Source organism: Tistrella bauzanensis (assembly GCF_014636235.1).
In the GTDB taxonomy this organism is placed as follows: Bacteria; Pseudomonadota; Alphaproteobacteria; order Tistrellales; family Tistrellaceae; genus Tistrella; species Tistrella bauzanensis.
In genome coordinates this window covers 44,088-56,826 of the sequence record NZ_BMDZ01000012.1, presented here as the reverse complement: position 1 = coordinate 56,826, position 12,739 = coordinate 44,088, and the positions used below count along the sequence as shown (strand labels likewise).

Genomic DNA, 12,739 nt, shown 5'->3' with positions numbered 1-12,739 from the left:
TCGCTCCGGTTATCCGTTCTCTCTCAAGCCGGCCGACACCCGGTCGACAGGGTAGGGGGCATCCCTGAAACCCGCGAGACGCTGGGCAGCGCCCAGGAAACGCTTCGCGAGCCGTCCTTCGGCAATCGCGACATTGACCGCGTTCTCGCGTCCGAGAGCACGACCCATTTCATCGCGGGTCAATAGTGCGACGACAGGAACGCCCTTCAGCGCTCCCATGCGGGAGGCGGCCGTCTCTCCGGCATCCGATGCCAGGGAAATGGCGCCGACGGTGCCGGCATCGAGCCAGCTCCGCACTTTTTCGTATCCGGCGACAACCGCTCCCGCCCGGCGGCCGAGCCCAAGATATTCCAAACACCGGGCAGTTAGCAATCGCTCGACCGTCCCGATCAGGTCATCGCCGACCTGCGTCTGTGTCCGGAAGGCTCTTGAGAACAACCGGCGCTTGATTGCGATGGTCAGTGACGCCCGATCGGCAGTCACCCACGCACCGCGTCCCGGCAGGCTGGCGTCGACATCCGCGACCACCCGCCCTTCGGGGTCGAGCACGAAACGGATCAGCCCGTCGGGCGATCCGCTCCGGCCCTTGACGATGCAGCGGCGTTCAGGCGCACGGTCGCGCGGCCCCGCATCGGTCGGCAGGTCGTCGCCTGCCGCCGCGTCGGGTATCGCCACCATGCCGTCCGGCATTGCCGGATCGATCGCCACCACCATCATCGCTCCGTTCATGGCCCGGCGCCATGGGGTTCCGGGCCGCGTTCATATCAGGCCTTGGCGCCGTCGACGCCGGCATCGGCCGCATCACCAGCACCAGCCTCGGCGCCGACGGCGTCACCGTCATCCGCCACCTCGCCAGCCGCCGGTTCGTCCTCGAACCAATGGGCGCGGGCGGCCATGATGATGCGGTTGGCCTCGGCCTCGTCCAGCGTGCCGGCGGGCAGAAGCTCGATCAGCTCGTCGCCCGACAGGTCGGCCAGGTCGTCGAGGGTCTTCACCCCCTTCTCACCCAGCTGCGCCAGCATCAGCGGCGTCATGCCCTCGATCTCGGCGACCGCGTCCTCGACACCCAGCTCGCGGCGTTTGTCGTCCATGCGCCGGTCGCGGGCTTCCAGGAACACCTGGGCGCGGTTCTGAAGCTCGGCCGCGACGTCGGGATCGAAACCCTCGATGCCCGACAGTTCATCCTCGGCCACGAAGGCGATTTCCTCAATCGATTCGAAGCCCTCGGTCACCAGAAGCTGAGCGATCACCTCGTCGACGTTCAGTGCCTCGATGAACAGCCGCGAGCGTTCGCGGAACTGTTCCTGGCGCCGCTCCGACTCCTCGGTCTCGGTGACGATATCGATGTCCCAGCCGGTCAGCTGCGATGCCAGGCGGACGTTCTGGCCACGCCGGCCGATGGCCAGCGACAGCTGTTCATCCGGCACCACCACTTCGATCCGCTGGGTATCCTCGTCCAGCACCACCTTGGCGACTTCCGCCGGGGCCAGCGCATTGACCAGGAAGGTCGCGGTATCGGGCGACCACGGAATGATGTCGATCTTTTCGCCCTGCAGTTCGGCAACCACCGCCTGCACCCGCGAGCCGCGCATGCCGACGCAGGCACCGACCGGGTCGATACTGCTGTCGTTGCTGGTCACCGCGATCTTGGCGCGCGATCCCGGATCGCGGGCGCAGCCCTTGATCTCGATGATGCCGTCATAGATTTCGGGCACTTCCTGCGCGAACAGCTTCGCCATGAACATCGGATGGGTGCGCGACAGGAAGATCTGCGGCCCCCTGGGTTCCTCGCGCACCGAATAGATATAGGCGCGGACCCGGTCGCCGACCCGGAAGCTTTCCCGCGGCAGCAGTTCATCGCGGCGCATCACGGCTTCGGCGCGGCCCAGATCGACCACGACGCTGCCATATTCGGCGCGCTTGACGATGCCGTTGATGATCTCGCCGACCCGTTCCTTGAACTCGTCGAACTGGCGCAGGCGCTCGGCCTCGCGCACCTTCTGCACGATCACCTGCTTGGCGGTCTGGGCGGCGATGCGGCCGAAATCGATCGGCGGCAGCGGGTCGACCAGGAAATCGCCGGGGGCGGCGTCGGGCTTGCGGTGGCGGGCATCGGCAACCGTGGTCTGGGTCGCTTCGTCCTCGACCTCGTCGACCACCTGGGTATAGCGGTACAGACGGATCTCGCCGGTCTTGCGGTCGATGGTGGCCCGGATATCGTGATCCTGGCCGTATTTGCGCCGACCCGCGGTCTGGATCGCCTGTTCCATGGCTTCGAGCACGCTGTCGCGGTCGATCGACTTCTCGCGGGCAACCGCGTCAGCGACCTGTAGCAGCTCGTGCCGGACCGGGCCGGTGTTGAAGTTGATGTCCATGGGGCGCACTCAGCTCCGGTTATCCTGGACGGCGGCGATCAGCTCATCGGTGAGGATCAGCTTCGCCGACGAAATCTCGTCGAAAGGCAGGGCCGCTTCAGCGCCGTCATCCAGACGGATCGCGACCAGCCCGCCATCACGCACGCCGGCAAGCCGACCGCGGAACCGCTTGCGGCCCTCATGCGGGCGCCGCAGTTCCATCTTGGCCTCAAAGCCGGCGAACCGCTCGAAATCCTTGAACCGGGTCAGCGGCCGGTCGATGCCGGGGGAGCTGACCTCAAGTGCATAGGCCTCGGTGATCGGATCCTCGACGTCGAGCAGCGCCGACACGACATTGCTGATCTCGGCGCAGTCATCGACCGTCATCAACTGACCGTCGGTGCGCTCGGCCATGATCTGCAAGGTGGCGTTGGTGCCCGATCGGAACACGATGCGCACGACCTCGTAACCGAGATCGCCGATGGCCGGCTCGATCAGCTCGGTGATACGACGAACGACGTCCATGCGCTCCTCCAGTGGCGGGGCGAGGCCAGACCGGCGCGGGCGACTGGCCCGACACAGGTGATGGTCCGACGCGGCACAAACAAAAAAAGGCGGGCCCAAGGCCCACCCGGCGGAAGCTGCATGTGACCGCGACCTCCGGCGTGCCCACGCCGGATACCCCTCCGGTCCCTCACCGGGGCGGAAGGCTCGTCGGCTTGGGCGCTGGCGGGATCGCCGGCGGTCCGCAAACGCGGACGACGGTCAATATACGCATATGTAACGGAACCGCAAGGAGTTTGTCCCCGGGGGCGCCCGCGCCCCGCCGTCCATCCGCCGCAACCTCGCCTGCCTGCAATCGGCGCCTCAGCGAACGTGGGGGTGTCACTGCGGCCAGACAAGGCCGCCCAGAGCGATTCCGCGCTGGAAACACGCCGGATCTTCGGAAAAAGCACGCAGCCCCCCAGAAAAATGCTCAGGTCTTCAGAAACCGCATGAACACCGGCACCCGTCCCGCGGCGCGGGCCTTGGCCTCATAGCGGGTCTCGATCTGGCCGTCGGGCCGCCGCTGCCAGTCGCCTGGCCGGCGTGCCGTCCATGTGAAGGCCGGATGGGCGCGAACATGGGCCAGTGTCCAGGCACACAGATCGGTATGATCGGTGGCGGCCGTCAGCTCGCCGCCCGGCTTCAGCACCCGGGCCAGCGCCGCCACCGTCTCGGGCTGGATGAAACGGCGCTTGGCGTGGCGGCGCTTGGGCCAGGGGTCCGAGAACAGCAGATAGACCCGGTCGAGACAGGCATCGGGCAGCACGTCCAGCAGGCGGGCGGCATCATCGCCCAGCACCCGTACATTGCGCAGGCCGCGGACCTCCAGTTCAACCAGAAGCGCCGACATGCCGCCGATATAGGGCTCGCAGCCGATGAAGCCGGTGTCGGGCTCGGCCTCGGCCCTGGCGATCAGATGCTCACCGCCGCCGAAGCCGATTTCCAGCGCCAGCGCCGCCGGCGGATGATCGAACAGCGCATAGGGGTCGATCGGCGACAGCGACCCGCCCTCGCCGCGCGGCGGCAGCGCAATCGCCAGCGCCGGCAGCGTCTGCTCCAGCACCCGGCTGCGATTGGCTTTCAGCGGCCGGCCGATGCGGCGGCCGAAGTGGCGCCGACCAACACTGTCGCCATGGCTGTCGGCGTCATCGGCATCAGAGACGGTCGTGGCGGCGGGCGGGGCGGCGGGCTTATGGCTTGAAACGGTCATCGGCTGTCCGGTGTCCGGGCTGGTCAGAGGGGTGGGCTGTCGACAAAAAAGCGGGCGGCACCCGGATCTCCGGATGCCGCCCCTTGCTGATCGCATGGATCAGGATCAGAGCACAAGCTGCTTGATCGCCTCCACCAGATCGGTCTTCTCCCACGAGAAGCCGCCATCGGCCTCGGGCTCGCGCCCGAAATGGCCATAGGAGGCGGTGCGGGCAAAGATCGGCTTGTTCAGCTGCAGATGCTCGCGGATGCCGCGCGGGGTCAGGTTCATCACCTCGCGCATCGCCGCTTCCAGCCTGGCCTCGTCAACCGTGCCGGTGCCGTGGGTGTCGACATAGACCGACAGCGGATGCGACACGCCGATAGCATAAGAGAGCTGGATGGTGCAGCGATCGGCCAGCCCGGCCGCCACCACGTTCTTCGCCAGATAGCGCGCGGCATAGGCGGCCGACCGGTCGACCTTGGTCGGATCCTTGCCCGAGAAGGCGCCGCCACCATGGGGTGCTGCACCGCCATAGGTGTCGACGATGATCTTGCGCCCGGTCAGGCCGGCATCGCCATCCGGGCCGCCGATCACGAAATTGCCGGTCGGATTGATATAGAGATGGGCGTCGTCGCACATCCAGCCCGCAGGCAGCGAGGCCTCGATGATCGGCCGCACGGCGGCCTTCACCTCGTCCTGGGTGACGCCGGCGATGTGCTGGGTCGACAACACGATCGAGGTGGCGCCCACCGGCTTGCCGCCTTCGTATTGCAGGGTCACCTGGCTCTTGGCGTCGGGGCCAAGCAGCGCCACGTCGCCCGAGCGGCGGGCCGCACGCAGATTGCGCAGGATGGTGTGGGCATAGTGGAGCGGCGCCGGCATCAGCGCGTCGGTTTCCCGGCAGGCATAGCCGAACATGATGCCCTGGTCGCCGGCGCCCTCATCCTTGTTGCCGGCGGCATCGACGCCGACCGCGATATCGGCCGACTGATCGTGCAGAAGCACTTCGATCCTGGCGGTCCGCCAGTGGAAGCCGTCCTGCTCGTAACCGATGTCGCGGATGACGTCGCGCGCCACCTGCTCGATGGTTTCGGGCGAGGTGTCGCCCTTGGAGCGGATCTCACCCGCAATCACCACCCGATTGGTGGTCGCGAGCGTTTCACAGGCGACCCGCGAGAACGGGTCGGCAGACAGAAGATGGTCGAGAACGGCATCCGAAATCCGGTCACAGATCTTGTCTGGATGGCCTTCGGAGACCGACTCGCTGGTGAACAGGTAGTTGCTGCGGGCCATGACGCGTCTTCAACCCCTCAAGAACCGACGACGAACCGTGGCTCCGACCACGGTCCGGGCAACCTCGCGGGCTTTCAGCCCGCCGGTTGCCTACGATGGACTCCGTGCGTCTGGGTTCTCGGCGGGTTGACACGGGAATGCGCCCACCAAGCCCACTTAGCGCACTGTTTAACGTGGCGGCAAGCGGCACAAATCCGACCACGGATGATCTGGCATACCCACGCTCTCACAGGTCACGCTTGCGGGACATGTGATTTTCGCGCATTGGTTTTGCTCAAACCCTCGGATGAAACTTCCACGACGTGCTTCCGGAATCAAGCACGTTTTTCAGGCACCGGTGCCGATCGCGTCGCTCATCGACCGCGCCAGATCAATCACACGGGTGCGGGTGCGTGCATCGGGAATGCGGGCGAAGTCGAAGGCCAGCATCTGGGCGTCCGGGCCTTCCATCACCGCCCAGTCGAAGCCGTCGTCGACGCTGATCAGCCCGCGTCCTCCCGCCACCGCTTCTGCCTGATCATAGAAGAACGATACCGGCACATCCAATGCATGGGCGATCAGGAACAGCCGGCCCGCGCCGATGCGATTGGTGCCGCGTTCATATTTCTGGATCTGCTGGAAGGTCAGTCCCACCCGCTGCCCCAGCTTTTCCTGGCTGAGCCCCAGAAGCTGCCGGCGCAACCGCACGCGTCCACCGACATGAGCGTCAATCGGGTTCAGTCTCGTCACCATCCGCGTCATCCCTCCTCGCACCCCGCAGGCCTCGTTTCCGACCTGTTACCAGCCGGATAGATGACATCACGCCATGGCATGGGTCAACCCCGGCGCGCGCATGGGGCTGCATGAAACGCGTATTCCGGGTTGCATTCCCGGTCACACTCGCCTCCAGTGACAGGTTGAACACGCATCAGTTGCTTATCCCGCAGACTCGACATCGCAAAGTAGTCTACTGACTCTCCGGGGGAAAATCAGATCGCTGATCCAACCGTCCTGCGGGATTTCCTCAGGAAGAAAAGTCAGCAATCAGACACTGCAAGATAACGAGAAGGTCATGCGAAAATATATCAAGATCCTGTGAATGCTCAGGCAGCACCGGTATTGCGGCGTGTGGTCAGAAAACCTGCCACCATCACCAGCAGGGCCGCGATGCCGGCGGCCTCGTCGCCCATCCGGGCATAGATGGTCGGTGCCAGCGCCACCGGCAGCGGGCCATCCAGCACGCCGCGCCGGTCCAGGGGCAACAGCGCCACGATCCGCCCCAGCGGGTCGACGATCGCCGATATGCCGTTATTGGCGGCACGGACCAGCGGCAGGCCTTCCTCGATCGCCCGCATCCGGGCGGCGGCGAAATGCTGGAAGGGACCGGCGGTCAGGCCGAACCAGCCGTCATTGGTGACGTTCAGCAGAAAGCCCGGCCGGGTGGCGGGGTCGGCCCCGGCAGTGACCGCGCCGGGGAAGATCGCCTCATAACAGATCAGCGGGCTTGCCGGCGGCAGGCCGGGCAGCGCCAGTGTGGCGGGGCCGGGGCCGGCCGAAAAATCCATCGTCCCCTCGGTCAGCTTGGGGAACGGGTTCAGGCTGCGCAGCGGCACATATTCGCCGAACGGCACCAGATGCGCCTTGTCATACACACCCTGGATGCGCCCGGCGCCATCGATCGCCAGCACACTGTTATAGATCAATGGCGTCGGCTCGGCCCCGTCGGCCGCACCGGCCGGCGGCCGCACCCACTCCACCCGCGGCGCCCCGGTGATCAGCAGCCCGCCCGACGGCACCGCCGCCGCCAGCGCCATCCGGGGCTCGGCATCCTGTTCCAGATAATAGCCAACCGCGGTTTCCGGCCAGATGACATGGCTGATGCGGTCGAAGCCCGGGCCGCGGGTCAGGTCGATCTGGGCACGCATATGCTGCGCCCGCATGCCGCCACGCCATTTCTCGCGCTGGTCGATTGCCGCCTGCACCAGCCGCAACCGCACATCCGGCACCATCGCCGTCGCGGTCTCCGACAGCCGCGCCATACCCCATCCGGCACTGCCCGCCACCACCAGCAGAACCAGTACCGCCAGCGCCAGGGCCGGCCGCCGCTCACCGGCCGCGCGCGTCACCAGCAAAGCCGGGCTTGTGAACACCAGCACCGCCAGCAGGCCCAGCCCATAAATGCCCACCACCGAGGCCGCCTGCGCCACCGGTGGCACCGCCAGCCAGGCACTGCCGGCCAGATTCCAGGGAAATCCGGTCAGCACATGGCCGCGCAGCCATTCCGCGGCCACCCACAGCACCGCGAAGATCGCGATCCGTCCGGGCCCCCGGCCGCCCAGCCGCGCCTGCGCCACCCCGACAAGACCGGTGAAAATGCCAAGCCCGGCCGCCAGCCCCAGCACTGCCGGCACCGCCAGCGCGCCGAATTTGGCGGCGTCGACGAAGAAGGCGACGCCGATCCAGTACAGCCCGGCCGCGAACTGGCCCAGCCCGAAAGCCCAGCCGGTCCAGAAGGCCGGCCAGATGCCGGGCCGGCTGCGTGCGGTTCCGCCATCTGCCGGCGCCCCATCCTGCGCCGGGCCGTGGCTCACACCGTCGAGCAGCAGAACCAGCACGGTGAAGGCCAGCATGCCCAGGGGCAGGATCCCTGCCGGCGGCAAGGCCGCCGTCGACACCCCGCCGGCCATGGCGGCAATCAGCAGCCGCCATCGCGGGCGCAGACCAGCCAGCCGGTCGGCGCCGGCCAGCAGGCGACGGAACAGGGGGGAGCGCGTCGACACAGGCCCGGTCACGCGGCCGTCGATGCCTCGTCGGCGGTGACGCGGATGCGCATCCGCTTGATCCGGCGCGGGTCGGCGTCCAGGATCTCGAATACCAGCCCCGCCGGATGCTCGACGGTCTCGCCCGCCGCAGGCACCCGCCCGGTCAGGGCGAAGACCAGCCCGCCCAGGGTGTCGACGTCCTCGTCATCATCGACCAGAACCCGGTCGAGCCGGGCTTCCAGCTCCTCGACATCCAGGCGGGCATCCGCCTCGAAGACGCCGTCCTCGATCTCGACCAGCCGGCTCTGGGGCTGGTCGTCATGTTCGTCCTCGATATCGCCGACGATCTGCTCGACCAGGTCCTCGATGGTCACCAGGCCATCGGTCCCGCCATATTCGTCGACCACGATCGCCAGATGGATGCGGGTGGTGCGCATACGGTTCAGCAGGTCCAGAACCCGCATCGACGGCGCCACGAACAGCACCTCGCGGACGATGCCGGCGACCTCGATCGGGGTGCGCTCTCCCAGCCGGGCGACCACATCCTTGATGTGCACCATGCCGACGAGTTCGTCGAGCGTGGCGCGATACACCGGCAGCCGGGAATGTCCGGCCTCGGCGATCTGACGCAACAGCTCGTCCAGGGGGGTGCCGATCTCGACCGCGATGATGTCGGCGCGGGGCACCATGACATCCTCGACCGTCAGGTCGCCCAGCTTGAGCACATTCGTGACCAGCTGGCGTTCGGCGGGGTCCAGCGCCGCGCGCTCGTCCTCATCGCCTTCAGCGCGTTCGGCCAGATCGACCAGACTGTCGCGCAGGTCATCCCGCTCACGGGATCTGCCGCCGCCAAGCCATGACAACAGCAGGTGTCCGAAGGTGTTGTTGCCGGCCCCGCCCGTGCGGGGCCGTCTAGACGAAGATTGGTCGCTCATCGCTTCCTGCCCGATGGGCCGCGCGCTGGTGGAGCGATCCTTGTGCGGCATGGCGTCGGCCATGTGCCAGCGATCCTGATGCTGCGCGGCACCTGCCACGCGCTCCGGCCATCATCGCGGTCCGGTTGATCACCACTCCCGGCACGCGATACGCCCGCCCGCCAGACCAGTGGCCATCCGCTTGAAATCCAAGTTTCCGTCGAAGGCGGGTACACAGTCAATCATCCATCGCATGCGCCATGCAGCATCGCCATACCGGCCATGCAATGGTGGCAACCATGATTGCGCCGCCCTGCCGCCGGCACCCGATCCGCCGCTATGTCCGCAGACTGTCAGGCATCCGGCGCGCCATCGATCAGCGTATAGGGGTCGTCGATGTCGAAGCCTGCCAGCGTGGTGGTCTCCAGCGCCTCCATGGCGGCGGCCTGCTCCTCGGTCTCGTGGTCGTGGCCGATCAGGTGCAGCAGGCCGTGGGCCACCAGATGCAGCAGATGGGCGCGCGGCAGCTTGCCCTGGGCCTCCGCCTCGGCCAGCACGGTCTCGGCGGCGATCGCGATATCGCCCAGCATCAGCGGCGCGTCGGGCGGCAGGGCCTCCAGCGCCTCCGCCACCGCGTCCCGGTCGTCGGCACCCAGATCCTCGGCCGGAAACGACAGCACGTTGGTCGCCCGGTCCTTGTCGCGCCAGTCGCGGTTCAGCGTCTGCACTGCCGCGTCATCGGCCAGCGTCAGCGACACCTCGCCCACCCGCTCGCCCAGCGCCTCCAGCAGATGCGGCGCGGCCGCGGCCAGCAGGGCGGCGGCCACCCGGCCGATCGCCTCGCTCAACGGGCCGTCGACCCGGCCGGCCGGCAGGCTCCAGGCCATATCCGACCACAGCGGGCTTGCCTGCTCGATCACGATCTCGATCCGGCCGCCCAGCACCGCCAGGGTTTCGACCGATGTGTCGTCGCCATCCATGGCCGGCATGTCCTCGCTCGTCATGCCTCGGTCTCCGGGCGGCCCGCGGCCTCCGGCACCGGCGGCACCCGCACGGGGCCGCGATCGATGCGCTTCGGGCGGCGGCGGGCATCATCGCGGGCGGCATAGGCCCGCACGATCCGTGCGACCAGCGGGTGGCGGACCACGTCGGTGTCATCGAAGGTCACCACCGGCACCTCGTCCAGATGCCCCAGCACCGCCAGCGCGTCGGACAGGCCCGATGTGGTGCCGGCCGGCAGGTCGATCTGCGACAGGTCGCCGGTGATCACCATGCGGCTGTTCTCGCCCAGCCGGGTCAGGAACATCTTCATCTGCACGGCGGTGGTGTTCTGCGCCTCATCCAGAATGACGAAGGCATTGGCGAGCGTGCGGCCGCGCATGAAGGCCAGCGGCGCCACCTCGATCTTGCCGGTCTCGATCAGCTTGGCCACGATCTCGTCGGGCAGGGTGTCCTGCAATGCGTCATAGAGCGGCCGCAGATAGGGGTTCACCTTCTCTTCCAGCGTGCCGGGCAGAAAGCCCAGCCGCTCGCCGGCCTCGACCGCCGGTCGTGACAGGATGATCCGGTCGACCTTCTTTTCAAGGAACAGCGCCACCGCCATGGCCACCGCCAGATAGGTCTTGCCGGTGCCGGCCGGGCCGATGCCGAAGACCAGGTCATGATCGCGGATCGCCGACAGATAGGCACCCTGGCGCATCGATCGCGGGGTGATCCGCTTCTTCTTGGTCTTGATCACCACCTCGCCGGTGATATAGGCACCGGCCTGGGCGGAGGCCTGCGCATGCGCAGCACTGCCATGGCTGCTGCTGGCGCTGCCATGCCCGCCCGCCGCCTGCGCCACTGCATGAGCGGCATCGGGGGGCGAGACCGGCATCTGTGCGGCAGGAATCTCCACCGGTTCGGCGCCGAGGGCTGCGGTGGCAGCCTGGGTCACCATGCGGATCGCGGCATCGACCTCGGCCATGGTCACGATCAGATTGCGCTTCAGCCGCTCATACAACCCGTCGAGCACGGCGGCGGCGGCGTCCTGGTCGGCCTCGTTGCCCGAAATCGCCAGCCGGTTGCCCCGCGTGGCGATGTGCACGCCAAGCTGGGCCTCGATGCGGACCAGATGCTCGTCATGCTCGCCAACCAGCAGGGCCAGAAGATGGTTGTCGTCGAAATCCACGATCACCGCATCGGCATCGGCGGCGGACCCGCGCTCGGCGGGCCCTGCGGCCGCCCGGCCGCGGGGTCCACGGTCGCTGCGCCGGGCCGTCAAAGGCCGGAACCGGCGACAGGGGTGGCGGCAACGGTCGGCGATGCCGGATACAGGGGCTGTGGCGACCACTCGCCGCCGGCGATGCGCCCGTTCAGGCTGAAGGAATTGACCGCGTCGATGTCGACCTCCACCATCCGGCCCGCGGCATCCGCGGGCGCCTCCACCACGACCGCCTGCATATAGGGCGAGCGGCCGACCATCTGTCCGGCATGGCGGCCGGGCCGTTCCAGCAGCACCGGCAGCCGCCGGCCCACCATGCGGGCATTGAAGCCGCGCTGCTGCGCCGACAGCAGATCCTGCAGCCGGTGCAATCGCTCCGACTTCACGTCCTCTGGCACCTGATCGCCCAGTTCGGCGGCCGGGGTGCCGGGGCGCGGGCTGTATTTGAACGAATAGGCCGAGGCGTAATCCACCCGTTCCACCAGTTGCAGGGTCGCCTCGAAATCGGCATCGGTCTCGCCGGGGAAGCCGACGATGAAATCCCCCGACATCGCCATGTCGGGGCGCACCGTCCGCAGCCGGTCGATGACCTTCAGATAATCCGCCACGGTGTGCTTGCGGTTCATCGCCTTCAGAACGCGGTCCGATCCCGACTGCACCGGCAGATGCAGATAGGGCATCAGCTCGGGCACGTCACGATGGGCCAGAATCAGGTCTCCGCCCATGTCGCGCGGATGCGAGGTGGTATAGCGGATGCGGGCGATGCCATCGATCGCGGCAATCGCACGCGCCAACCGCGCCAGCGTCCAGTCTCCATCGGAACCACCCGCACCGCCGCCCGACGCCGCCGGAGCGGCGCCGTGATAGGCATTGACGTTCTGGCCCAGCAGCGTGACCTCGCGCACGCCCTGCGCCGCCAGCGCCCGGATCTCGTCCAGGATCGCCTGCGCCGGACGGCTGTATTCGGCGCCACGGGTATAGGGCACCACGCAGAAGGTGCAGAACTTATCGCAGCCCTCCTGCACCGCCACGAAGGCGGTATGGCCGTGGCGGCCAGGTGTGGCGCCCGGCAGGTGATCGAACTTGGCCTCGGTCGGGAAATCGGTCTCGACCACCGCCTGGCCACGGGTGGCGCGTTCCACCATGTCGGCCAGCCGATGATAGGTCTGCGGTCCGAAGACGATGTCGACGAATGGCGCGCGGGCGCGGATTTCTGCACCCTCGGCCTGGGCCACACAACCGCCCACCGCGATCAGCCGGCCATCGGGCCCGCCGGCCGCGCGCAGCCGCCCCAGATCGGAATAGACCTTCTCCGCCGCCTTTTCGCGGATATGGCAGGTGTTCAGGATCACCAGATCCGCGTCTTCCGCCACCTCGGTCGACGAAAAGCCCTGGGCGGCCAGAACATCAGACATGCGCTCGCTGTCATAGACATTCATCTGGCAGCCATAGGTCTTGATATACAGCTTCTTCGTCACCCTCGCCTCGGGCCTTCA

11 protein-coding genes and 1 riboswitch are annotated in these 12,739 nt (G+C 67.5%); all 11 genes read right to left on the bottom strand.

The genetic code is table 11. The annotated features are described in order from the left end of the window. Nucleotides 1–9: 9 nt before the first annotated feature. Complete coding sequence (locus IEW15_RS07465) at nucleotides 10–729, bottom strand: RNA-binding protein (protein ID WP_188576357.1); 720 nt, start codon at nucleotides 727–729, stop codon at nucleotides 10–12. A 35-nt stretch (nucleotides 730–764) separates the two neighbouring features. Next, nucleotides 765–2,375 (bottom strand): transcription termination factor NusA, encoded by a 1,611-nt coding sequence (nusA, locus tag IEW15_RS07460; RefSeq protein ID WP_188576441.1) that lies wholly within the window; start codon nucleotides 2,373–2,375, stop codon nucleotides 765–767. 9 nt (nucleotides 2,376–2,384) lie between these two features. Then, complete coding sequence (gene rimP / locus IEW15_RS07455; RefSeq protein WP_188576355.1) at nucleotides 2,385–2,879, bottom strand: ribosome maturation factor RimP; 495 nt, start codon at nucleotides 2,877–2,879, stop codon at nucleotides 2,385–2,387. A 451-nt stretch (nucleotides 2,880–3,330) separates the two neighbouring features. Further along, on the bottom strand, nucleotides 3,331–4,110 hold the full coding sequence (trmB, locus tag IEW15_RS07450) for a tRNA (guanosine(46)-N7)-methyltransferase TrmB (protein ID WP_188576353.1): 780 nt from the start codon (nucleotides 4,108–4,110) through the stop codon (nucleotides 3,331–3,333). A gap of 105 nt (nucleotides 4,111–4,215) precedes the next feature. After that, nucleotides 4,216–5,385, bottom strand: coding sequence for a methionine adenosyltransferase (gene metK / locus IEW15_RS07445; protein WP_188576351.1), 1,170 nt, complete (start codon nucleotides 5,383–5,385; stop codon nucleotides 4,216–4,218). A 136-nt stretch (nucleotides 5,386–5,521) separates the two neighbouring features. After that, nucleotides 5,522–5,597, bottom strand: a riboswitch (SAM riboswitch). Between the two features lie 115 nt (nucleotides 5,598–5,712). Then, complete coding sequence (locus tag IEW15_RS07440) at nucleotides 5,713–6,117, bottom strand: helix-turn-helix domain-containing protein (protein WP_188576349.1); 405 nt, start codon at nucleotides 6,115–6,117, stop codon at nucleotides 5,713–5,715. Nucleotides 6,118–6,467: 350 nt separating this feature from the next. Beyond that, nucleotides 6,468–8,144, bottom strand: coding sequence for an apolipoprotein N-acyltransferase (gene lnt / locus IEW15_RS07435; protein ID WP_229707899.1), 1,677 nt, complete (start codon nucleotides 8,142–8,144; stop codon nucleotides 6,468–6,470). Between the two features lie 8 nt (nucleotides 8,145–8,152). After that, nucleotides 8,153–9,124, bottom strand: a complete 972-nt coding sequence (locus tag IEW15_RS07430; RefSeq protein ID WP_306432592.1) for a hemolysin family protein — start codon at nucleotides 9,122–9,124, stop codon at nucleotides 8,153–8,155. 269 nt (nucleotides 9,125–9,393) lie between these two features. Continuing rightward, the gene (gene ybeY / locus IEW15_RS07425) at nucleotides 9,394–10,020 is read right to left on the bottom strand and encodes an rRNA maturation RNase YbeY (RefSeq protein WP_408999443.1); all 627 of its coding nucleotides are present in this window, start codon (nucleotides 10,018–10,020) and stop codon (nucleotides 9,394–9,396) included. Nucleotides 10,021–10,040: 20 nt separating this feature from the next. Then, nucleotides 10,041–11,210, bottom strand: coding sequence for a PhoH family protein (locus IEW15_RS07420; protein ID WP_229707898.1), 1,170 nt, complete (start codon nucleotides 11,208–11,210; stop codon nucleotides 10,041–10,043). A gap of 89 nt (nucleotides 11,211–11,299) precedes the next feature. Beyond that, a complete protein-coding gene (gene miaB, locus IEW15_RS07415) occupies nucleotides 11,300–12,721 on the bottom strand; it encodes a tRNA (N6-isopentenyl adenosine(37)-C2)-methylthiotransferase MiaB (protein WP_229707897.1) in 1,422 nt (473 codons plus the stop codon). Nucleotides 12,722–12,739: the final 18 nt, after the last annotated feature.